Origin of the sequence: Streptococcus sp. HMSC072G04 (assembly GCF_001813295.1) — a bacterium.
Lineage (GTDB): Bacteria > Bacillota > Bacilli > Lactobacillales > Streptococcaceae > Streptococcus.
Window position 1 is genome coordinate 30,375 of the sequence record NZ_KV812017.1, and the last position, 21,176, is coordinate 51,550.

The window sequence follows — 21,176 nt, forward strand, 5'->3', positions numbered from 1 at the left end:
TTCATTAACAGAACATATCCCATTATATCAAAATTTAACTAATTGTCAAGCACTAAATTCTAAATTTTGCTCTTCAATTAATTTTTTGGCACGTTTGATATTGCTTCTTGAGATTGGACAAGAATACCCTTCTTTCAACAGTAGCTGTTTCTTTTTTTTATCCATTCCAATGATCATACTTCTATTCACGATAAAAGATTGATGGGGACTGAAATATCTCTCATCCACATCTTTCTCCAAGACATCTGATAAACTTCCCGCAATTTCTTTTTGAAAATTTTTCCCAACTAAATTTAATTTATAAGCAGAACCAACAGTTTCAATATAAAGAATATCCTTAAATGGAATTTTTATCTTTTTATCCTTAAAGTCATACTCAAAATAATCTGTCAAATCTTCATTTCCAATTTGAATAGTTGTCAGGTACTCAATACACTCCTTTATTTTTAATCTAAATAAATCTTCATTCAAATTTTTATCAATAAAATCTAAGGCAGATACTTTATAACGATAGGTAATCGAAGCGAATTCTGATTTTGTAGTAATAAAAACAATAATGGCATAAGGATTTGCTTCTCGTATTTTTTGAGCAATTTCCAGCCCACAATACTCATTATCTTGGATATGAATATCTAGAAAATATAATTGGTGGATATCTGAATGCTGGATATAATTTTCAAATTCCGCAATTTTACCGGTAGAAATCACTTCAAGTTTAATTTCTAATTCCTTAGCGATTTCTGCAATATGTTTTTCTACCCGTATCTGTTGAGAGAGCTCATCTTCTAATAAAAAAATCTTCATTCTTGTTCGTATCCTCCAATCTTCAAAACTTGTAAAAAACGATTTCCTTGCAATTCTGTTTCTAAAAACATCGTTCCATAATTTGCTAAGATTTTTCTCACATTATTTAATCCTAGTCCTCTATTTTCTCCTTTTGTCGAATAGCCTTCTTCATATATTTTTCTAATATCAAAAGTGATTTCATTTGTTGTATTATGAATCACTAAGTAAACAATTTTTGAAATAGAGAAAATAGCAATATGAACTTTCTTTTCTTCTGCTTCTTTTGAAGCTTCCAAAGCGTTTGTTACTAGAATCCCAACGATTCTCACGATATCTAATAAATCAACTGGTAGTTGCTCGATTGGTTCACTCGTTTCAAAGGTCATTTCCACCCCAGCATCTCTTGCATCCAACCAGCCTCGAATCAAAATACTTCGTAAAGCAGAATCTTTGATATTGACCAAGTTGAATCCTGATAATGCTTCTGTATTGATCTCTTTATAACCTTTTTCCAATACTTCTCTATGGATTCTCTGTATTTCTGGAATATTTTCTTCCTCAATAGCTAATGACATAGAAATAACTAAATTTCCCAAATCATGACGAAATCCCCTAACAATAGAATAGAGACTTTGAATTTCAGCCATATACCGACTCATTTGTTGCTCAGAAAATTCTTTATACTCCAGTTCTAAATTTTTACGATACTGATCTCGCTCGATTTTCATATGGAATAAGCTGACTACAAAAGAGAAAAAACAAATCGTTGCCAACATACTCCCAAAATTTTTAAATTGCGCTTGTTCACTAATCCATAAAGCAAAATTAATCACTACAAATATAGCAAAATAAACACAGATGAGTCTCTTTAAATATTTTTCAAATTCTTTCTCATAAAAAGGAGTGAAATCAAATTCAAATAAGTCAATTAACTTCAAAATGATTCCTAAAGAGACCAAACGAATGCACATATTGTAGACAATCGAGTAAGCTGCTACTAAAGCATCTCCCAACACTGAAGAGACAATTATCGTCAGAAAAGTTGCTGTTCCTTCAACCGCTAAATAAGTAAAAAAAGAATAAAAAATGGCGCACAAGCGATTCGTCCGATTGGCATAATGATAATAAGGATATAAATAAACCGGCCATAAGAGCATATTTAAATCAGAGAGTCGAATATTTGAAAATAAAGTCACATCTAAAAATACTAAGAGACTTTCAAAAAGAAGAACAAAGGTGCTCAGCAGAAAGATAAATGCAAATTGATGTTCCTGATAGATTTTTTCGTCCACTAATGCAAACGTCAGAACAATGATCCCTCCCAAGAGAAAAGACAAGATTAATGACTGAATCACACAAACTCTCCCACTTTGTTTTTTCTATTTTATTATACTCTAGTATTATTATAAAAAAATAAAATTTTATATACAAAAAATTATAATATAAAATAGCCTAAAATTAAAGGGAATAGGTAAAATTGTAATGTTTTTAATGTTTTTGTTACATGAATGAAAACTATTTTACACAATTTATATAATCTACACTTTGCACTATATAGGGATTATTAGTTCTTTTTTAAAATATTCCTAATAAATCATTTCATTACTATTAATCTATAGCAAAGTATACAAAAATTAATAGATAATGAAAATTTATACATTTTAACATAAAAGAAAAGATGCAGCAAAATCTGCATCTTTCATTTGATCCCAGCAGGATTCGAACCTGCGACCGTTCGCTTAGAAGGCGAATGCTCTATCCAGCTGAGCTATGAGACCGAACTTACTTCATTTTAGCAGAAAAAGGAAGGAGCGTCAAGGTTATTTATGGTAAGGACTCCCCTGTTGAATCATGAAAGCACGATAGATTTGTTCCACCAACACTAATTTCATCAACTGATGAGGAAGAGTTAATTGACCAAAGCTCATTAATAGATTTCCTCTTTTTTTCACTTCAGGAGACAGACCAAGACTGCCTCCAATAACAAAAGTAAGGTTTGAATAACCAGATGTCATAATCTGGTCAATCGTTTGACTAAATTTCTCTGAAGGAAACTGTTTTCCTTCGATGGCTAATACAATCACATATTCCTTATCTGAAATCTTAGAGAGAATTCGTTTCCCCTCTTTTTCAAGGATTTGTTGATTTTCGAGTTGACTGGCACGATCTGGAGTTTTTTCATCAACTAACTCAACCTGTTCTACTTTTGCAAATCGACCAAGCCTTTTAATATACTCCGCGATCCCATCTTTTAAGTATTTTTCTTTTAATTTTCCAACGGTTATCAATTTAATTTTCATTCCCCTATTGTAGCATAATTCTTCAATTCCACAAATAATCCACAGCTATAGAAAGGAAATCTATTCTATAAAGTCCTTTTTAAAGCCATTTCTCAACTAAATTCTACAAGTTATCCACAAATTGTGGATAACTTTAGTTATTTAAGATATAATTAAGAAAGTTTGTCTATACTCTAGACAATTCGATATCCTTAGGAGGAAAATATGAAATCTTCATCTAATTTACTGAAAAAACTTGGAAACATAGCCCTCATTTTTGTTGTAGGTTTTCTAGGTGGGATTCTTGGAACCTTTTTAACCTTACAAACATCTCATTCTTCTACTTCAAATACTGAAAGTAAGCAAGTCCACTCAACCACTGTTAAAACAGCTTATAAAAATACAACCTCAACTAGTGAGGCCGTAGACAAGGTGAAAAATGCTGTAGTTTCTGTGATTACTTATTCTGATTCTTCGAATCAAGGGTTATTTGAAAAAGAAGAAAACTCTGACTCACAAATTTCTAGTGAAGGTTCTGGGGTCATTTATAAAAAAGAAGGAAAATATGCCTACCTTGTTACCAACACCCATGTAATCAATGGTGCTAAAAAAGTAGATATTCTTTTAGCAGATGGGAATAAAGTCCCCGGAGAAGTAGTTGGGTCAGATGTCTATTCTGATATTGCAGTCGTTCGTATTAGTGCGGATAAAGCAAAGGCAGTAGCTGAATTCGGAGATTCAAACCAATTAACAGTCGGTGAGACTGCAATTGCAATCGGTAGCCCTCTTGGAACTGATTATGCGAATTCTGTTACTCAAGGGATCATTTCTAGCCAAGGTCGCAATGTGAATTTGAAAGCTGATAATGGACAAAATATCTCTACACGCGCCTTACAAACAGACGCAGCCATCAACCCAGGGAACTCTGGAGGGCCATTAATCAATATTCAAGGACAAATCATTGGGATTACCTCAAGTAAAATTTCAAATAATGGACAAACTTCAGTAGAAGGAATGGGATTTGCTATTCCTGCAAATGATGTTGTCAATATTATCAAACAGCTAGAAGAAAAAGGAAAAGTAGTTCGACCAGCTCTTGGAATCCAAATGATGGATTTATCCAACCTTTCAACTTCTGATTTAAGCCAATTAAAACTTCCTGAAAAAATCTCTGGAGGAGTATTGGTTCGTTCAACACTTGAAAATATGCCTGCTTCAGATAAATTGCAACGCTATGATGTCATCACAAAGATCGATGATACAGATATCGAGTCAACTGCAGATTTACAATCTGCCCTCTATTCTCACCAAATCAATGATACGATCAAGGTCACATTCTATCGTGATGGAAAACAACAAACAACTTCTATCAAGTTGACAAAATCAACTGAGGATCTGAGCGATTAACTTTCACTTTCTTGACATACTTGTAAACACACCTTTACGAATTTGTAAAGGTGTGTTATTCTATTCATAAGATGGAAAAATTAGAAAAAATAGCGGTAAAGGACATTCGAACCAATCCTTTCCAACCAAGAAAAGTATTTGATCAAGAAAAATTAGAAGAACTGGCTCAGTCAATCAAAGAAAATGGCTTAATTCAACCCATTATTGTCAGAAAATCTCCAATAATTGGTTTTGAATTGCTTGCAGGTGAAAGACGTTTTAGAGCTTCAAAAATTGCTGGATTAGAGCTTGTTCCTGCGATTATTAAAGAGTTAACGGATCAAGAAATGATGCGACAAGCCATTATTGAAAATCTTCAACGAGAAGATCTCAATCCAATTGAAGAAGCTATCTCCTACCAGAAGCTCGTTGATCATGGCTATAAGCACGACCAAATCGCTCAATTTATGGGGAAATCTAGACCCTATATCAGCAATATGCTTCGCTTGTTACATCTAGCTCCTTCTGTTCAAGAAGCAGTCATTCAAAATGATATTTCTTCGGCTCACGCGCGTGTTCTTGTTCCTCTTGATGAAGAAGAGCAGCGCTTTTGGTTGGAGCGAATCAAACAGGATCATTTAAATGTTCGAACATTAGAAAACAAGATCAGTTCAAAAAGAAAACAGAAAAATAAAAAATCAAAAGAGAGCTTCCTACTAGAAGAGGAACAACGATTGAAAAAAATATTAGGAACAGATGTGACGATACACTCCTCTTCTCAAAATAAAGGAACTATCCAAATTTCTTTTTCCAGTCTTGATGAATACCAACGAATTATCAACAGCCTCAAATAAGGCTGTTATTTTTATTTTTTGTATTGACAAGCTTTTCCACTATAAAAATCTTTTGTAAGTAGCAGAAAAATAAGGATATTCTCTAGTTATCCCCACTTTGTGGATAACTTTTAAAAACAATGTGAATTTAAATCCACAACTTGTGGAAAAGTTTAAAACTATAATTTAATTTCATGAAATTTAGCCTGTGGAAAACTATTTTTGTTTGTGGTAGAATAGGAGTACGTATGATTTGATACAATTCAAGAAAAGGAGGGAAGTCTGATAGTGTCACAAGAAGAGCAATTTTGGTCTCGTTTTTTAGAATTAGCCCAATTACAACTAAAAGATAGTGCCTATGATTTTTTTGTCGCCGATTCAAAATTAGTCAAAATCGATGGAGAGACGGCTACCATTTATCTTGATGGAAATTATAAAGAATTATTTTGGGAAACAAATCTAAAAAATGCTTTGATCACAGCCAGCTTTGAAGTCTACAATACAGATTTGAAGTTTCATTTCGTTTTTGAAGATACCGAAGAAATTCCTAGTAGTCATAGCGGTGAGAATAGGAGATTATCTTCAGGTAGCTTAACAACCGAACCGTTACCTAAAATTGATACAGGTCTGAAATCAAAGTACACCTTTGATAATTTTGTGCAAGGGGATGGAAATATTTGGGCGAAAGCAGCAGCGCTTGCAGTTTCTGAAAATCTTGCAACAACTTACAACCCTCTCTTTATCTATGGTGGACCAGGGCTTGGAAAGACTCACCTATTGAACGCAATTGGAAATCAAATCCTAGAAAATATTCCAAATGCACGGGTTAAGTATGTCCCAGCAGAAACCTTTATTAATGAATTTTTAGAGCACCTTCGATTAGGGGAAATGAAAACTTTCAAGAATACCTATCGAAGTTTAGATCTTTTATTGATTGATGATATCCAGTCACTTGGTGGTAAAAAAGTCACGACTCAAGAGGAATTTTTTAATACCTTTAATGCCCTCCATAGCGACAACAAACAGATTGTTCTAACAAGCGATCGAAGTCCGGATCATTTAGATAGTCTTGAAGAGCGGCTAGTTACTCGTTTCAAATGGGGACTCACGCAAAATATAACACCACCTGATTTTGAAACTCGGATTGCCATCTTACGAAATAAAATTGAAGATCTAGACTATATTTTTCCTAATGACACACTAGAATATCTAGCTGGTCAGTTTGATTCAAATGTCCGAGACTTAGAAGGTGCATTAAATGATATTTCTTTAATGGCGAAGGTTAAAAAACTAAAAGAAATTACGATCGATGTTGCAGCTGAAGCTATTCGAGCTCGTAAAAACGATAATAGCAAGACGCTTGTCATCCCCATTGAAAAAATTCAGGAAGCAGTTGGAGCCTTTTATGGAGTCAGTGTAAAAGAAATCAAAGGTTCTCGAAGAGTTCAGAATATTGTCCTAGCACGACAAGTGGCCATGTATCTTTCAAGAGAGATGACGGACAACTCACTTCCTCGAATCGGAAAAGAATTCGGTGGAAAAGACCACACGACTGTCATTCATGCTTATGAAAAAATTAAAAGTATGGTCGACACAGATGATAATCTACGACTCGAAATTCAAAGTATCAAGAAAAAGTTAAATTAATCTGTGGATAACTTCTTCTAAACTTCTAGGGGTTATGCACAATTTTTAAACAAGTAACTTTTCAAGTCATAGACAGGATTCTAAGAGTTTTCCACAACTTCCACACAATCTACTATTACTATTATCTTACTAATCATAAAATAAATAAAAGGAATGACCATGATAAATTTTTCTATTAACAAAACTTTATTTTTACAAGCACTAAATACTACCAAAAGAGCGATCAGTTCAAAAAATGCTATTCCAATCCTTTCCACGATTAAAATTGATGTCACTCCAGAAGGAGTTGCCTTATCTGGATCGAATGGCCAAATTTCAATTGAAAACTTTATTTCTATCAAAGATGAAAATGCTGGTTTATTGGTGACCTCTCCAGGTTCTATTTTATTAGAAGCAACTTTCTTTATTAATGTGGTTTCAAGTTTACCAGATGTTACTTTAGATTTTAAAGAGATTGAACAAAAACAGGTTCTTTTAACAAGTGGAAAATCAGAAATTACACTTAAAGGAAAAGATGCAGATCAATATCCACGTATTCAAGAAATTGCTGCAAGTAATCCATTAGTTTTGGAAACAAAATTATTAAAACAATTAATTAATGAAACAGCATTTGCAGCAAGTGTACAAGAAAGTCGTCCAATTTTGACTGGTGTTCACTTTGTTTTATCAGATAATAAAGAGCTAAAAACAGTAGCAACAGACTCTCACCGTATGAGTCAAAAAGTGATTACACTGGAGAAAAATGGAGACAACTTTGATGTTGTCATCCCAAGTCGCTCTCTTCGTGAATTCACCTCTGTCTTTTCTGATGATATTGAAACAGTTGAAGTTTTCTTTGCAAACAATCAAATTCTCTTTAGAAGTGAACACATTAGTTTCTATACCCGTTTGCTAGAAGGAAATTATCCTGATACAGACCGTCTCATTCCAACAGAATTCAATACAGAGGCAACCTTCAATGTGGCCAACCTTCGATTTGCAATGGAGCGTGCTCGTCTTCTTTCAAATGCGACTCAAAACGGAACGGTTAAATTAGAGTTCAAAAATGGAGTGGTTTCTTCCCACGTTCATTCACCAGAAGTTGGGCGAGTAAATGAAGAGATCGATACGAGCGCCGTTTCAGGAGAGGATTTGTCTATTAGCTTTAATCCAACTTATTTGATTGAAGCGCTCAAAGCTATTGACAGTGAACAAGTTGTTATTCGTTTTATTTCTTCTGTTAGACCGTTTACATTGGTTCCAGAAGGAAATGAACAAGGGTTCATTCAATTGATTACGCCAGTTCGCACAAATTAACAAAGGTGAATCATGTATACGTTAGGTGATTTTGTAGAAATGAAAAAGCCTCACGCTTGTGTGATTAAAGAAACAGGCAAGAAGGCAAATCGTTGGGAAATTACGCGACTTGGTGCAGACATAAAAATCAAGTGTAGCAATTGTGATCATGTGGTCATGATGAGTCGCCATGATTTTGAACAGAAAATGAAGAAAGTACTATAAAAGGTTCAGTCACTTATGTGACCGAACCTTTTCGATTATTTTAATTCTTCAAATTTTCCATTTTTAACTTCTTTGAAACCACTTTGTTTCATCATATCAAGAGTTGATTTGTAGCTGATATAGTCGACTTTTTTATCTTTTTGTGTTGTTACTAATTTCTTTTCAATTAGTTGATCTAAGTCTGCCTTTTCATAATTTAGAGTTGTTTTTTCAACCATATAATCATCTTTGTATTCAGCAGAATGTGTGAATCCTTTGACATCCTTATAATCTTCATCATATTTATCGACCACTTCCTTTAATTGATCTTTCGTAACTCCCGCCTCTTTGTAGTAAATAGTAGTGGTAGTTTGGTTACTGATCGCTTTATCTCCTTTATGTTCTAAGGTAATACGAACGTCTGTTTTCTTTTCTTGGTTGATTCCCTGAAGATAGGATTTTTGAACAGATTGTTGTCCACAAGCTCCAAGAAGAAAGAGAGTAAAGATAGCGATTAAAGAAAGAAAAATAGATTTCCATATTTGTTTTTTCATCTGAAAAACTCCTTTATTCATTGTTAAATAGAGTATACCATATTTATCTTTTTAGAACGTTACAGTTTGATGAAAAAATCTAGTTTCAAAGGTCATGAAATATTTCATTTTTCATCACTTGTCTTTTGAATTATGTTATAATGAAAGAGATTGAAATTTGAACGGAGAAAAAGAAAAATGGCATTAACAGCAGGTATCGTTGGCTTACCAAATGTTGGTAAATCAACCCTATTTAACGCAATTACAAAAGCAGGAGCAGAGGCCGCAAACTATCCCTTTGCAACCATTGATCCAAACGTCGGGATGGTAGAAGTTCCAGATGAACGCCTCCAAAAATTGACGGAAATGATTACTCCTAAGAAGACAGTTCCGACTACTTTTGAATTTACAGATATTGCTGGGATTGTGAAAGGAGCTTCTAAAGGGGAAGGACTTGGTAATAAATTCTTGGCCAACATCCGTGAAGTAGATGCCATTGTCCATGTAGTGCGTGCTTTTGATGATGAAAATGTCATGCGGGAGCAAGGTCGTGAAGATGCCTTTGTTGATCCACTGGCAGATATTGATACCATCAATTTAGAATTAATTTTAGCCGACTTAGAGTCTGTCAATAAACGCTATGCGCGTGTAGAAAAAATTGCTCGTACACAAAAAGATAAGGATTCTGTTGCGGAATTTAATGTTCTACAAAAAATCAAACCAGTTCTTGAAGATGGTAAATCAGCTCGGACCATTGAATTCACTGAGGAAGAACAAAAAGTGGTGAAAGGACTTTTCCTTTTGACTACCAAACCAGTTCTTTATGTAGCCAATGTGGATGAAGATGTTGTTGCAGATCCAGATTCTATTGATTATGTGAAGCAAATTCGTGACTTTGCGGCAACAGAAAACGCGGAAGTCGTGGTGATTTCTGCGCGTGCTGAGGAAGAAATTTCTGAGCTAGAAGATGCAGATAAACAAGAATTTTTAGAGGCGATTGGCCTGACAGAGTCTGGAGTTGATAAACTTACGCGTGCAGCTTATCACTTGTTGGGACTTGGCACTTATTTCACAGCTGGTGAAAAAGAAGTGCGTGCTTGGACCTTCAAACGTGGCATGAAAGCTCCTCAAGCAGCTGGAATCATCCACTCCGATTTTGAAAAAGGATTTATTCGTGCCGTGACTATGTCCTATGATGATTTGGTCAAATACGGTTCTGAAAAGGCTGTAAAAGAAGCAGGACGCTTGCGCGAAGAAGGAAAAGAATATGTTGTCCAAGATGGGGACATCATGGAATTCCGTTTTAATGTATAAGAGAGTTAAAAAGATGTAAAGGTTGGAAAAAATATTTCCAACCCTTTTAGTGTTTTGAAAGGAAAGAGATGACGAAATTAATTGTTGGATTGGGAAATCCAGGTGATAAGTATTTTGAAACCAAACACAATGTAGGCTTTATGTTAGTTGATCAAATGGCAAAGTCTTTAAATCTTACTTTCTCCCATGATAAGATTTTTCAAGCTGATATCGCCTCAACATTTTTGAATGGAGAAAAGGTCTATTTTGTAAAGCCGACCACTTTCATGAATGAGAGTGGAAAAGCGGTCCATGCCCTTCTGACTTATTATGGTCTGGATATTGAAGATCTTTTGGTTATTTACGATGATTTGGATATGGAAGTTGGTAAGATTCGTCTTCGAGCGAAAGGATCAGCTGGAGGTCATAACGGAATCAAATCGATTATCAATCATATTGGAACTCAGACTTTTTATCGAATTAAGATTGGAATTGGAAGACCTAAGCAGGGCATGTCAGTTGTTCATCATGTCTTAGGAAAATTTGATAAAGACGATTACATCACTATTCTACAAACAATTGATCGAGTAGAAGAAGCGGTTAACGATTACTTGGTAGAAGAAAATTTTGAAAGAAGCATGCAGAAATACAACGGGTAAGTAGATGAATGTAATTGATTTAGTGAGTCAAAACTCCAACCTTCTATCCTGGCAACAAGGTTTGCAAAAAAACAATAGGGAATTGATCTTAGGATTGTCTGCGACCACAAAGGCTATTGTAATGGCTTCAGCCTTTGATTCTATTGAAAAAGCAGTCCTCATTACTTCCAGTTATAACGAAGCGGAACGATTGGCCAGTGATTTTATTGCCTTGCTTGGAGAAGAGAAAGTCCATACATTTTTGGGAGATGATAACCCTTTAGCAGAATTTGTTTTTGCTTCACAAGAAAGGCAATTTGCACGATTAGAGGCTTTGAACTTTTTATGTCAAGAAGATCGTCAAGGTATCCTTGTGACCAATGTGAGTGGTATAAAACTACTATTACCTTCTCCTAAAGTTTTTGCATCTAGTATTTTTAAATTGAAGGTTGGTCAAGAAATAGACTTAACTACTCTGAGTGAAACATTACAAAAGATTGGCTATCAAAAGGTGAGCCAAGTTTTGCAACAGGGAGAGTTTAGTCTACGAGGAGATATTTTAGATATCTTTGAGATCGAACAACTCCAACCCTATCGGATTGAATTTTTTGGAGATGAGATTGATGGAATCCGAATTTTTGACCCAGAAAGTCAGCGTTCTGTTGAAAATGTTGAAGAAGTTCAACTGAAGGCAGTGAGTGATCTATTGTTGCAAGAGGAAGATTTTATCCGTGGTCAGCAGCAAATCGAACAATTGCAAGAACAGAGCGCGAATGAAGAATTTAAATCTTATCTAGCAGAAATTTTAGGAGATATTTCTCAAAGGAAACTCCATCCGGATCTTAGAAAATTTATTAGTTTCTTTTACAAGAAACAATATACCCTATTCGATTATCTCCCTAAACACACTCCAGTCTTTCTGGATGATTATCAAAAAATAGCCGATCAAATAGCGAGATTTGAACTAGATACAGCTAATCTCTTGACGGAAGATTTACATAAAAATAGAGCTTCTTCTCGCCAAGTGTATTTTGCAGACACCAGTACAACATTACGAAAATATACCCCTGCCACTTATTTTTCAAACTTTCAAAAAGGATTGGGAAATCTGAAGTTTGATCATTTGTATCAATTCAATCAATATCCCATGCAGGAGTTTTTTGGACAATTTGATTTGCTAAAAGAGGAAATTGAACGGTATCGAAAATCAAACTATACAGTTATTGTCCAAGCAACTTCTCATCACAATCTTCAACAGCTACATAAAAATTTAGAAGAGTATGGGATTCGATTAGATTATATTGATGGGGATGCGATTATCCCTCAAGCTAGTCAATTAATTGTTGGAGGACTAGCTCACGGTTTCCAATTTGTTGATGAAAAAATTGTCTACATTACAGAATCAGAGATTTATCAGAAAAAGATCAAACGAAAGATTCGCAGGCAAAATATTTCCAATGCAGAACGCCTAAAAAATTATAATGAACTAGAAAAAGGGGACTATGTTGTTCACCAAGTTCATGGTATTGGTCAATATTTGGGAATTGAAACGATTGAAATTTCGGGTGTCCATCGTGATTATGTTTCGATTCAATATCAAAATGGAGATCGCATCTCGATTCCTGTCGATCAGATTCAGATGTTGTCCAAATATGTTGCAAGTGATGGAAAAACGCCAAAAATTAACAAGTTAAACGATGGGCGTTTCCAAAAAACGAAGCAAAAGGTTCAGACCCAGGTAGAGGACATTGCGGATGATTTGATAAAACTTTATGCGGAGCGTAGTCAATTAGAAGGCTTTTCCTATTCCCAAGATGATGAAAACCAAGAGGCTTTTGAACAAGATTTTCCATATATTGAAACAGATGACCAATTACGTTCCATTGAAGAAATCAAAAAAGATATGGAATCGAATCATCCGATGGACCGATTGCTGGTTGGAGACGTCGGTTTTGGGAAAACAGAGGTCGCTATGCGAGCAGCCTTTAAGGCAGTAAATGATCATAAACAAGTAGCAGTGCTGGTTCCTACCACTGTTCTTGCCCAACAACATTATGCCAATTTTAAGGAGCGTTTTGAATCTTTTGCAGTAGAGGTTGCTGTTTTAAGTCGTTTCCAGAGTAAGGCAGAGCAGAAAGAAACGCTTGAAAAGTTGAAAAAAGGACGAGTGGATATTATTATTGGAACTCACCGGCTCTTGTCCAAAGATGTTGTTTTTTCAGACTTAGGCTTAATCGTGATCGATGAAGAACAACGTTTTGGAGTGAAGCACAAAGAAACCTTGAAAGAATTGAAAAAAAAGGTGGATGTGCTTACCTTGACAGCTACCCCTATACCTCGAACTCTTCACATGTCTATGCTAGGAATTCGAGATTTGTCTGTCATTGAAACACCTCCGACCAATCGGTATCCTGTGCAAACTTTTGTATTAGAGACCAATCCAACCATTATTCGAGATGCTGTGTTGCGGGAGATGGATCGTGGAGGACAGGCCTATTATCTTTACAATAAGGTAGATACAATTGAACAAAAGGTGTCTGAATTAAAAGAGTTGATTCCAGAGGCTTCGATTGGCTTTGTTCATGGCCAGATGAGTGAAGTTCGCCTGGAAAATACCCTGTTGGATTTCATTAATGGCGAATACGATGTCTTAGTGACGACAACCATTATTGAGACAGGTGTGGATATTCCAAATGCCAATACACTCTTTATTGAAAATGCGGATCATATGGGGCTTTCAACGCTTTATCAACTAAGAGGTCGTGTGGGACGAAGCAATCGAATTGCTTATGCTTATTTGATGTATCGTCCAGACAAATCTCTTACAGAAGTGTCTGAAAAACGTTTAGAAGCTATTAAAGGTTTTACTGAGTTGGGGTCTGGATTTAAAATTGCTATGCGAGATTTATCGATCCGTGGAGCAGGGAATATCCTTGGAGCCTCTCAATCTGGTTTTATCGATTCAGTTGGTTTTGAAATGTATTCTCAATTGTTAGAAGAAGCTATTGCTAAGAAACAAGGCCAAGAGCATCGTAGGCAAAAGAGTAATGCAGAGTTGAACCTTCAAATAGATGCGTATTTACCTAATGAATATATTTCAGATCAACGTCAAAAAATTGAAATTTACAAACAAATTCGTGAAATGAATTCTGCGACAGACTATGAATACTTGCAAGATGAATTGATCGATCGTTTTGGAGAATACCCAGATGTTGTGGCCTACCTACTTGAAATTGGTTTAGTGAAAGCTTACTTGGATCAAGTCTTTGTCCGTCTTGTTGAGAGAAAACAACAAAAAGTGACAGTGAAATTTGAACCTATTGCCAAACAACTGTTTTTAACACAGGATTATTTCAAAGCTCTGTCAATGACACAGTTAAAGGCACAGATTGCAGAAGAAAAAGGATTGATTGAAGTGATCTTCGATATTCGAAATAAGAAAGATTTTGAAATTTTAGAAGCTCTGAAGCAATTTGGTCAAACCTTATTGGAAATTAAACAGGAAAAAGAAGAGAACTAGCAGTTCTTAGCTCATTTTTCGCATTTTATGTATAAAAAATGATACAATACTATGTTAGAGGTGACAGTATGAGATTAGATAAATATTTAAAAGTTTCTCGCATTATTAAGCGTCGTCCTGTTGCAAAGGAAGTTGCAGATAAAGGGCGAATCAAAGTCAATGGAGTATTAGCCAAAAGTTCAACGGATTTGAAAGTGAATGATCAAATTGAAGTTCGTTTTGGAAATAAAGTATTGACGGTTAAAGTCTTGGAAATGTTGGATAGTACAAAAAAAGAAGATGCATCCAAAATGTACGAAATAATTAGTGAAACAAGGATAGAAGAAGATGCCTAAAAATATCGTTCAAATGAACAATAAATATATCAAAGACGAAAGTCAGCGAAAACGTTTTTTAGAAGAAGAAAGAAAAAAACGCAATCGTTTTCTGGGGCTCGTTTTGATATTAGTCATGTTACTGTTTATTCTTCCAACTTATAATTTAGCCCAGAGCTATCAATCGCTACAAGATAAAAAAGAACAATACAAACAGTTGGAAAAAGAGTATAAAGAAACAAGTGAACAAAAAGAATACCAACAAGATATCGCTAAAAAATTAAAAGACGATGATTATGCAACAAAATATGCACGCGCTAAGTATTCTTTTTCAAAAGATGGTGAATATGTTTATACCATTCCAGATTTACTTCCCCAATAACCGATGGAAAATATCTTACAAACAGTTAAACAATTTCTTGAATTTTCGGATGAAAAATTAGAGGAATTAAAAAAGAAAAACCAAATGATCAAACTTCAAAAGGATGAAAAGGAAAGGAATACAGGTGTCTAAACGATTTCTGCTCCTATTGTTAGTTCCAATTTTATTTATTGGGTCTCAAGCAGCGAGTGTCGAGCAGTCTGAGTCTTCTCAGACAATGGCTCATCCATCAGAACTTTATTTTTCTTCAATTCCAGCGAACCCTAATGTCTATCGCAAAATTTCTGTTTTTTCTGATCCTCAGTTGAAAAAAGAAAAAGGAGAAATTCTTCCTAACACACCGTTTACAATCGAACAACTCTTTGTAAATGATGAAGGGAAAGCTGTGTTTAAAATAGCAGATAAAGGATATGTATTAGCAGATTCTTCTGTCATTTTTTCTGATGTTGTACAAGAAACACAAGAAAAAAAACAAGACATGTGGCTAAAACCTGGTTTTAAAGTGTATGACCGACCCTTAATAAATGGTGCAAAAGAAAAAAATACACCTCTTTCTCCTTATACAAAAGTGACAGTCTTACGTACAGCTAAGACTTTACGAGATGAGTTTTTGGAGATTGAAGGTCAGGGCTGGGTGAACAAAGCATTCGTCACTGAAAAAGATAATCGAATGGAAAAAGTCCAGGACTTGTTGAATAGTAAATACAATTCTCCTTCGTATGGAATCTATGTAAAACAATTAGAGACTGGAAATACTGCTGGAATCAATCCGCAAAAAGAAATGTATTCTGCCAGTGTAACGAAATTACCATACTTGTACTACGTCCAAGAACAGCTCAATAAAAAAGCCATTTCCCCAACTACAACCTACAAATATATTCCAGAAGTCAATGATTTCAAAGGTGGCTATGAACCAGAAGGAAGTGGTAGCCTTTCAAAAACACCAGATGGAAAAGAATACAGTGTTCAAGAGTTGGTAGATAAGATTGCAAAAGAATCAGATAATGTTGGACATAATATCTTGAATTATTATGTCACTCATCAATCAGATCAAGATTTTCAAAAAACTTTGGATAAAATTGCAAAAAAACATTGGGATGTTGAAAAAAGAGAAGCATCCGCTGAAATGGCTGGCAATGTCATGGAAGCTGTCTATCAACAAAATGGCCCTATTATTGATGCGCTCTCTTCTACAAAATATGATGATCAACGGATTGCGCGTGACCTTCCAGTAAAAGTTGCTCATAAAATTGGAGATGCCTATGATTTTAGACATGATGTTGCGATTGTATACACAAATTCACCCTATGTAATAGCCATTTTTACAGATCATTCGAATTATGATACGATTTCCAACATTTCAAAGGATATCTATGAGGTATTGAAATAATGGAAAAGCGATTTTTAGAGTTTTGTGAAAAACAAGATCTATTTACTCCCCATCGCCGTGTTTTGGTTGCCTTATCTGGTGGATTGGATTCAATGAATCTGTATGAACTTTTATATAAGAATAAAGAACGATTGAAAATCCATCTAGTACTCGCTCATGTCAATCATGGACAAAGACCAGAATCAGATTTAGAAGAAAGTGAACTTCGAACGCTAGCTGATAGGCGAGAGACACGTATCCATGTAGCTCACTATTCGGGTGATTTTACAGAAGCAAAAGCTCGTACCTTTCGTTATGATTTTTTTAAACAGATTATGGAGAAAGAGGATTGCACCGCTTTAGTAACAGGTCATCATGCAAACGATCAAGCCGAAACAACTTTCATGCGCTTAATACGAGGAACAAAATTACGCCATTTAAGTGGCATTCCTGTACGACAACCATTTAGCAAGGGTGAGCTAATCCGTCCTTTGTTAACTTTTACCAAAGATGAGTTGATGAAAATCCCTCACTTTGAAGATAGTAGCAATGACTCACAGGACTATTTTCGAAATCGTGTACGCCATCAATACCTTCCAGAATTTGAAAAAGAAAATCCTCAAATGCAAGCAAGTCTTCGCTATTTAGCAGAGGAAGTGAGTCATTGGCACCAAGCACTGAAAGAATTGACTAGCGAGTTAACCATTCAAGATTTAGCTTCTTTTAGAAAGTATTCTCATTCTGTACAATTATTCTTATTAGAAGAGTATCTGGCACAATTTCCAGATTTGCAACTTGGTAGGGTACAGTTTCAAGAATTATTAGATTTACTGCGAAAAAAAAGAAATTGCGTTCATTATTTAAAGTCGAATTATGAACTACATCAAGAATATGATTTCTTTGAAATACAAAAAATCAGTCAAAAGTCGGATGACCACCCCCTCCCATTTTTGTTAGAATTTGGGAATATCTTTGAAATTGCAAATTATAAACTATCTTTTGGACAACCATTAGTAGGGGAAAATGTAGAAATTCTTTCTGTTTCACGCGAAACTCCCATCTTAATTAGAAGGAGAAAGGAAGGAGATCAGCTACTTGTTAATGGCCACCATCAAAAATTAAGACGGTGGTTTATCAACCATAAAATTCCAATTTCTCTTCGGCAAAAGGCTCTCATTATAGAACAAAATCATAATATTCTTTCTGTAGTGGGATTGGTAACGAGTGATTTGAGTAAGCCCTCAAAAAGTGGTATAATGAAAGACAGTCTTTATATTCAAAAAATAGATAGGTAAAAACATGTTAGAAAAAGATATAAAAAAAGTATTGGTTTCACATGATGAAATTGTGGAAGCAGCAAAGAAATTGGGTGAAACCCTAACAAAAGAGTACCAAGGAAAAAATCCAATTTTTGTTGGAATTTTGAAAGGCTCTGTTCCATTTATGGCAGAGTTGATTAACCACGTGGATACACATATTGAATTGGATTTTATGCTGGTTTCAAGTTATCATGGTGGTACAGCAAGCTCAGGTATTATTAATATTATCAAGGATATCGACCAAGATATTACTGGTAGAGATATTTTATTTGTAGAAGATATTATCGATACAGGTAAAACCCTCAAGAGTCTAAAAGAACTCTTTGAAGAACGAAATGCAGCATCTGTGAAGATTGCTACCTTACTGGATAAACCTGAAGGACGTTTGGTTGAGATTGAAGCAGATTACACCTGCTTTACGATTCCAAATGAGTTTGTTGTAGGATATGGTTTAGACTATGATGAAAATTATCGTAACCTACCCTATGTTGGTGTATTAAAAGAGGAAGTGTACTCAAAATAGAGGAGACTAGATGAATAACAGAAAAAATAACGGTTTTGTTCGAAATCCATTTCTGTATTTGTTGATTATTGTAGCGGCTGTGACAGGATTCCAGTACTTTTTTGCGGGTAATGGAGTTGGTCAAAGTCAGCAAATCAACTACACAGAATTGGTCAAAGAAATTAAAAATGATAATGTAAAAACGATCAGTTACCAACCAAATGGTAGTGTGATTGAAATTGCAGGGACCTATAATAAAGCAAAAGAATCAAAAGAAGATACAGGAATTCAATTTTTTACCCCAAGTGTTCAAAAAGTATCTCGCTTTACTAGTGTCATCCTTCCATCTGATATCACCGTCAATGAATTACAAAAATTAGCAGCTGACCACAAAGCAGAAATCACCATCAAGCGTGAGAGCTCAAGTGGCATGTGGATAACAATTCTCACTTCAATTGTTCCATTTGTTATCGTCATGTTCTTCTTCTTCTCAATGATGAACCAAGGCGGTGGCGGAGGTGCCAGAGGTGCAATGAACTTTGGTCGTAATAAAGCCCGCGCTGCTAATAAAGAAGATATTAAAGTTCGTTTTTCAGATGTAGCAGGAGCTGAAGAAGAAAAACAAGAACTTGTTGAAGTTGTTGAATTTTTAAAAGATCCAAAACGCTTTACTAAATTGGGTGCAAGAATCCCAGCAGGTGTGCTTCTTGAAGGCCCTCCAGGAACTGGTAAAACCCTTTTAGCAAAAGCAGTAGCTGGTGAAGCTGGAGTGCCATTCTTCAGTATCTCTGGTTCTGACTTTGTTGAAATGTTTGTCGGAGTCGGTGCTAGCCGGGTTCGTTCACTTTTTGAAGATGCTAAAAAAGCAGCACCAGCCATTATCTTTATCGATGAAATTGATGCTGTTGGGCGCCAACGTGGTGTAGGTCTTGGTGGTGGAAATGATGAACGTGAACAAACCCTTAACCAGCTCTTGATTGAGATGGATGGTTTTGAAGGCAACGAAGGAATCATTGTTATCGCAGCAACTAACCGTTCTGATGTCCTTGACCCTGCCCTTCTTCGTCCTGGCCGTTTTGACCGTAAAGTATTAGTTGGACGTCCAGATGTGAAAGGTCGTGAGGCAATTCTTCGTGTTCATGCTAAGAATAAGCCACTTGCTCAAGATGTGGACTTGAAATTGGTTGCTCAACAAACACCAGGATTTGTCGGTGCTGATCTCGAAAATGTTTTGAACGAAGCAGCCTTGGTTGCAGCTCGTCGAAATAAAAAAGTAATTGATGCTGCTGATATCGATGAAGCAGAAGATCGTGTTATTGCAGGTCCATCTAAGAAAGATCGGACGATTTCACAAAAAGAACGTGAAATGGTTGCTTATCACGAAGCTGGTCATACAATTGTTGGTCTGGTCTTATCAAATGCTCGTGTAGTTCATAAAGTTACTATTGTTCCACGTGGTCGTGCAGGCGGTTACATGATTGCCCTTCCTAAAGAAGATCAAATGTTACTTTCTAAAGAAGATATGAAAGAACAATTAGCTGGGCTCATGGGAGGCCGTGTTGCCGAAGAAATTATTTTCAATTCGCAAACAACGGGTGCTTCAAATGACTTTGAACAAGCTACCCAAATGGCGCGTGCAATGGTAACGGAATATGGTATGAGTGAAAAACTTGGACCAGTCCAATATGAAGGAAATCATGCGATGTTTGGTGCTCAAAGCCCACAAAAAATGATTTCAGAACAAACAGCTTACGAAATTGATGAAGAAGTTCGTGGTTTGTTGAATGAAGCCCGTAATAAAGCGGCAGAAATTATTCAAGGAAATAGAGAAACGCATAAACTAATTGCGGAAGCTCTATTAAAATATGAAACCTTGGATAGTGTTCAAATTAAATCATTATATGAAACAGGAAAAATGCCTGAAAATTCAGAGCATGAATTGGAAGAAGAAGCAAAACCTCTATCATATGATGAGATTAAGTCAAAATTAGAAGAAAATAACTAATTCAAAAGAAGGAAAATATTTCCTTCTTTTTTATTAAAAAAGTGTTGACAGAGTAAAAATATTCTGTATAATAGAATATGTTGTAAAAATGGTCCGTTGGTCAAGGGGTTAAGACACCGCCTTTTCACGGCGGTAACACGGGTTCGAATCCCGTACGGACTATCGATAAACTGTCACCAAGTGGCAGTTTTTTTGTGTATTTGGACAAAATAATCAAAAATAATAACCAAATAGTTAAAAAAACGTGCAGAATAGAAAAAAAGTCCAATGGGCATCTTTATTTTTATAAAATACAGATAAAAGTAAAGGAGAGCTTATGGAATTTAATAAAATGTATCAAAAAGTAAAATATATCGTAAAAAAATGTGAAAAAGAGTATTATATTCAATTATGGGAAAAGGATGATTGGGAACAAGAAGGTCAGCTAACTCTGTTTGAACTTTATCAAAAAAATCCTGAAATTGAAACAAATGAAGAATTACTTTATACATATTTCAAAACAAAATTTAGAAATCATATTAAAGATAAAATAAGACAACAGGAAAGTGATAAGAGAAAAATAAATAGACTTCCATATATTGAAATTGGAGAAATTAGTCACAGAATTTCATCAAGAAAAATATATTTAGATGAGCTGGTTGTTCTGAGAGATGCATTAAAACGTTTTAAAGAAAAATTAACCGTAAAAGAAAAAGAACAATATGAAGCATTACTAGCAAACAGAAGATGTCTAGGAAAAACAAAAATGAAAAAGAAATTAGAGAACTATTTAAAGGACTTTAAAAATTCAATTTAAAAACTGAAAGTTGACAGTGAATAAATGAACTTTCAAAAAAATAAAATTTTTTGAAAAAAAGTGTTGACAGTAAGAGTAGGTCATGATATACTAAT

General features: G+C 35.1%; 20 protein-coding genes and 2 tRNA genes. 17 read left to right on the forward strand and 5 right to left on the reverse strand.

Translation table 11 applies throughout. The annotated features are described in order from the left end of the window. Positions 1-45: 45 nt before the first annotated feature. The 4 genes from HMPREF2904_RS04745 to rlmH all read right to left on the reverse strand — a co-directional run bounded on the left by HMPREF2904_RS04745 (position 46) and on the right by rlmH (position 3,086). Complete coding sequence (locus HMPREF2904_RS04745; RefSeq protein WP_070660489.1) at positions 46-804, reverse strand: response regulator transcription factor; 759 nt, start codon at positions 802-804, stop codon at positions 46-48. Beyond that, on the reverse strand, positions 801-2,141 hold the full coding sequence (locus HMPREF2904_RS04750) for a sensor histidine kinase (protein WP_070660492.1): 1,341 nt from the start codon (positions 2,139-2,141) through the stop codon (positions 801-803). Before HMPREF2904_RS04750 ends, HMPREF2904_RS04745 begins: the two co-directional genes overlap by 4 nt. A gap of 349 nt (positions 2,142-2,490) precedes the next feature. Next, positions 2,491-2,564: transfer RNA gene (locus HMPREF2904_RS04755), tRNA-Arg, on the reverse strand. A gap of 42 nt (positions 2,565-2,606) precedes the next feature. Continuing rightward, positions 2,607-3,086, reverse strand: a complete 480-nt coding sequence (gene rlmH / locus HMPREF2904_RS04760) for a 23S rRNA (pseudouridine(1915)-N(3))-methyltransferase RlmH (protein WP_070660495.1) — start codon at positions 3,084-3,086, stop codon at positions 2,607-2,609. Positions 3,087-3,290: 204 nt separating this feature from the next. Between rlmH and HMPREF2904_RS04765 the strand changes: the two genes are divergently transcribed. The 5 genes from HMPREF2904_RS04765 (at position 3,291) to HMPREF2904_RS04785 (ending at position 8,431) form a co-directional block, all read left to right on the forward strand. Then, the gene (locus HMPREF2904_RS04765; protein WP_070660499.1) at positions 3,291-4,472 is read left to right on the forward strand and encodes a serine protease HtrA; all 1,182 of its coding nucleotides are present in this window, start codon (positions 3,291-3,293) and stop codon (positions 4,470-4,472) included. A gap of 71 nt (positions 4,473-4,543) precedes the next feature. Further along, a complete protein-coding gene (locus HMPREF2904_RS04770; RefSeq protein ID WP_070660503.1) occupies positions 4,544-5,305 on the forward strand; it encodes a ParB/RepB/Spo0J family partition protein in 762 nt (253 codons plus the stop codon). A 267-nt stretch (positions 5,306-5,572) separates the two neighbouring features. Then, on the forward strand, positions 5,573-6,931 hold the full coding sequence (dnaA, locus tag HMPREF2904_RS04775) for a chromosomal replication initiator protein DnaA (protein WP_031574821.1): 1,359 nt from the start codon (positions 5,573-5,575) through the stop codon (positions 6,929-6,931). 159 nt (positions 6,932-7,090) lie between these two features. Next, positions 7,091-8,227 carry a DNA polymerase III subunit beta gene (dnaN, locus tag HMPREF2904_RS04780; protein ID WP_021154169.1) on the forward strand — a complete coding sequence of 379 codons (1,137 nt, stop codon included), beginning with the start codon at positions 7,091-7,093 and terminating at the stop codon, positions 8,225-8,227. Positions 8,228-8,239: 12 nt separating this feature from the next. Then, positions 8,240-8,431 carry a DUF951 domain-containing protein gene (locus tag HMPREF2904_RS04785; RefSeq protein ID WP_003002008.1) on the forward strand — a complete coding sequence of 64 codons (192 nt, stop codon included), beginning with the start codon at positions 8,240-8,242 and terminating at the stop codon, positions 8,429-8,431. Positions 8,432-8,466: 35 nt separating this feature from the next. Here the strand turns inward: HMPREF2904_RS04785 and HMPREF2904_RS04790 are convergent, their stop codons facing one another. After that, on the reverse strand, positions 8,467-8,964 hold the full coding sequence (locus tag HMPREF2904_RS04790; protein ID WP_070660504.1) for a DUF1307 domain-containing protein: 498 nt from the start codon (positions 8,962-8,964) through the stop codon (positions 8,467-8,469). 177 nt (positions 8,965-9,141) lie between these two features. Here HMPREF2904_RS04790 and ychF point away from each other — a divergent pair, with 177 nt between their 5' ends. From ychF to HMPREF2904_RS04845, 12 genes are all read left to right on the forward strand, one after another. Further along, entirely contained in the window at positions 9,142-10,257 is a 1,116-nt protein-coding gene (ychF, locus tag HMPREF2904_RS04795; RefSeq protein WP_070660507.1) for a redox-regulated ATPase YchF, read from the forward strand. Between the two features lie 68 nt (positions 10,258-10,325). Then, positions 10,326-10,895 carry an aminoacyl-tRNA hydrolase gene (gene pth / locus HMPREF2904_RS04800; RefSeq protein ID WP_003009246.1) on the forward strand — a complete coding sequence of 190 codons (570 nt, stop codon included), beginning with the start codon at positions 10,326-10,328 and terminating at the stop codon, positions 10,893-10,895. Between the two features lie 4 nt (positions 10,896-10,899). Next, positions 10,900-14,394 (forward strand): transcription-repair coupling factor, encoded by a 3,495-nt coding sequence (gene mfd, locus HMPREF2904_RS04805; protein WP_070660508.1) that lies wholly within the window; start codon positions 10,900-10,902, stop codon positions 14,392-14,394. Between the two features lie 68 nt (positions 14,395-14,462). Next, positions 14,463-14,729 (forward strand): RNA-binding S4 domain-containing protein, encoded by a 267-nt coding sequence (locus HMPREF2904_RS04810; protein WP_003002258.1) that lies wholly within the window; start codon positions 14,463-14,465, stop codon positions 14,727-14,729. Next, positions 14,722-15,090 carry an FtsB family cell division protein gene (locus HMPREF2904_RS04815; RefSeq protein ID WP_003009251.1) on the forward strand — a complete coding sequence of 123 codons (369 nt, stop codon included), beginning with the start codon at positions 14,722-14,724 and terminating at the stop codon, positions 15,088-15,090. Before HMPREF2904_RS04810 ends, HMPREF2904_RS04815 begins: the two co-directional genes overlap by 8 nt. Positions 15,091-15,093: 3 nt before the next feature. Continuing rightward, a complete protein-coding gene (locus HMPREF2904_RS11915) occupies positions 15,094-15,222 on the forward strand; it encodes an SP_0009 family protein (RefSeq protein ID WP_003009253.1) in 129 nt (42 codons plus the stop codon). Continuing rightward, on the forward strand, positions 15,194-16,480 hold the full coding sequence (locus HMPREF2904_RS04820) for a serine hydrolase (protein WP_070660510.1): 1,287 nt from the start codon (positions 15,194-15,196) through the stop codon (positions 16,478-16,480). Before HMPREF2904_RS11915 ends, HMPREF2904_RS04820 begins: the two co-directional genes overlap by 29 nt. Next, entirely contained in the window at positions 16,480-17,754 is a 1,275-nt protein-coding gene (gene tilS, locus HMPREF2904_RS04825) for a tRNA lysidine(34) synthetase TilS (RefSeq protein WP_070660513.1), read from the forward strand. Before HMPREF2904_RS04820 ends, tilS begins: the two co-directional genes overlap by 1 nt. Before the next feature lie 4 nt (positions 17,755-17,758). Further along, the gene (hpt, locus tag HMPREF2904_RS04830) at positions 17,759-18,301 is read left to right on the forward strand and encodes a hypoxanthine phosphoribosyltransferase (RefSeq protein WP_003018402.1); all 543 of its coding nucleotides are present in this window, start codon (positions 17,759-17,761) and stop codon (positions 18,299-18,301) included. 10 nt (positions 18,302-18,311) lie between these two features. Then, a complete protein-coding gene (gene ftsH, locus HMPREF2904_RS04835; protein WP_003002062.1) occupies positions 18,312-20,285 on the forward strand; it encodes an ATP-dependent zinc metalloprotease FtsH in 1,974 nt (657 codons plus the stop codon). A gap of 90 nt (positions 20,286-20,375) precedes the next feature. After that, positions 20,376-20,447 (forward strand) — tRNA-Glu (locus tag HMPREF2904_RS04840). A gap of 154 nt (positions 20,448-20,601) precedes the next feature. Further along, the gene (locus HMPREF2904_RS04845) at positions 20,602-21,081 is read left to right on the forward strand and encodes a transcriptional regulator (RefSeq protein ID WP_070660516.1); all 480 of its coding nucleotides are present in this window, start codon (positions 20,602-20,604) and stop codon (positions 21,079-21,081) included. The last annotated feature ends 95 nt before the right edge of the window (positions 21,082-21,176 follow it).

Bases quoted from the DNA above. Each gene is read 5' to 3' on its own strand.
- HMPREF2904_RS04745 (WP_070660489.1), bottom strand. From the start codon at position 804: ATGAAGATTTTTTTATTAGAAGATGAGCTCTCTCAACAGATACGGGTA.
- rlmH (WP_070660495.1), bottom strand. From the start codon at position 3,086: ATGAAAATTAAATTGATAACCGTTGGAAAATTAAAAGAAAAATACTTA.
- HMPREF2904_RS04765 (WP_070660499.1), top strand. From the start codon at position 3,291: ATGAAATCTTCATCTAATTTACTGAAAAAACTTGGAAACATAGCCCTC.
- HMPREF2904_RS04770 (WP_070660503.1), top strand. From the start codon at position 4,544: ATGGAAAAATTAGAAAAAATAGCGGTAAAGGACATTCGAACCAATCCT.
- dnaN (WP_021154169.1), top strand. From the start codon at position 7,091: ATGATAAATTTTTCTATTAACAAAACTTTATTTTTACAAGCACTAAAT.
- HMPREF2904_RS04785 (WP_003002008.1), top strand. From the start codon at position 8,240: ATGTATACGTTAGGTGATTTTGTAGAAATGAAAAAGCCTCACGCTTGT.
- HMPREF2904_RS04790 (WP_070660504.1), bottom strand. From the start codon at position 8,964: ATGAAAAAACAAATATGGAAATCTATTTTTCTTTCTTTAATCGCTATC.
- ychF (WP_070660507.1), top strand. From the start codon at position 9,142: ATGGCATTAACAGCAGGTATCGTTGGCTTACCAAATGTTGGTAAATCA.
- pth (WP_003009246.1), top strand. From the start codon at position 10,326: ATGACGAAATTAATTGTTGGATTGGGAAATCCAGGTGATAAGTATTTT.
- mfd (WP_070660508.1), top strand. From the start codon at position 10,900: ATGAATGTAATTGATTTAGTGAGTCAAAACTCCAACCTTCTATCCTGG.
- HMPREF2904_RS04810 (WP_003002258.1), top strand. From the start codon at position 14,463: ATGAGATTAGATAAATATTTAAAAGTTTCTCGCATTATTAAGCGTCGT.
- HMPREF2904_RS04815 (WP_003009251.1), top strand. From the start codon at position 14,722: ATGCCTAAAAATATCGTTCAAATGAACAATAAATATATCAAAGACGAA.
- HMPREF2904_RS11915 (WP_003009253.1), top strand. From the start codon at position 15,094: ATGGAAAATATCTTACAAACAGTTAAACAATTTCTTGAATTTTCGGAT.
- HMPREF2904_RS04820 (WP_070660510.1), top strand. From the start codon at position 15,194: ATGAAAAGGAAAGGAATACAGGTGTCTAAACGATTTCTGCTCCTATTG.
- tilS (WP_070660513.1), top strand. From the start codon at position 16,480: ATGGAAAAGCGATTTTTAGAGTTTTGTGAAAAACAAGATCTATTTACT.
- hpt (WP_003018402.1), top strand. From the start codon at position 17,759: ATGTTAGAAAAAGATATAAAAAAAGTATTGGTTTCACATGATGAAATT.
- ftsH (WP_003002062.1), top strand. From the start codon at position 18,312: ATGAATAACAGAAAAAATAACGGTTTTGTTCGAAATCCATTTCTGTAT.
- HMPREF2904_RS04845 (WP_070660516.1), top strand. From the start codon at position 20,602: ATGGAATTTAATAAAATGTATCAAAAAGTAAAATATATCGTAAAAAAA.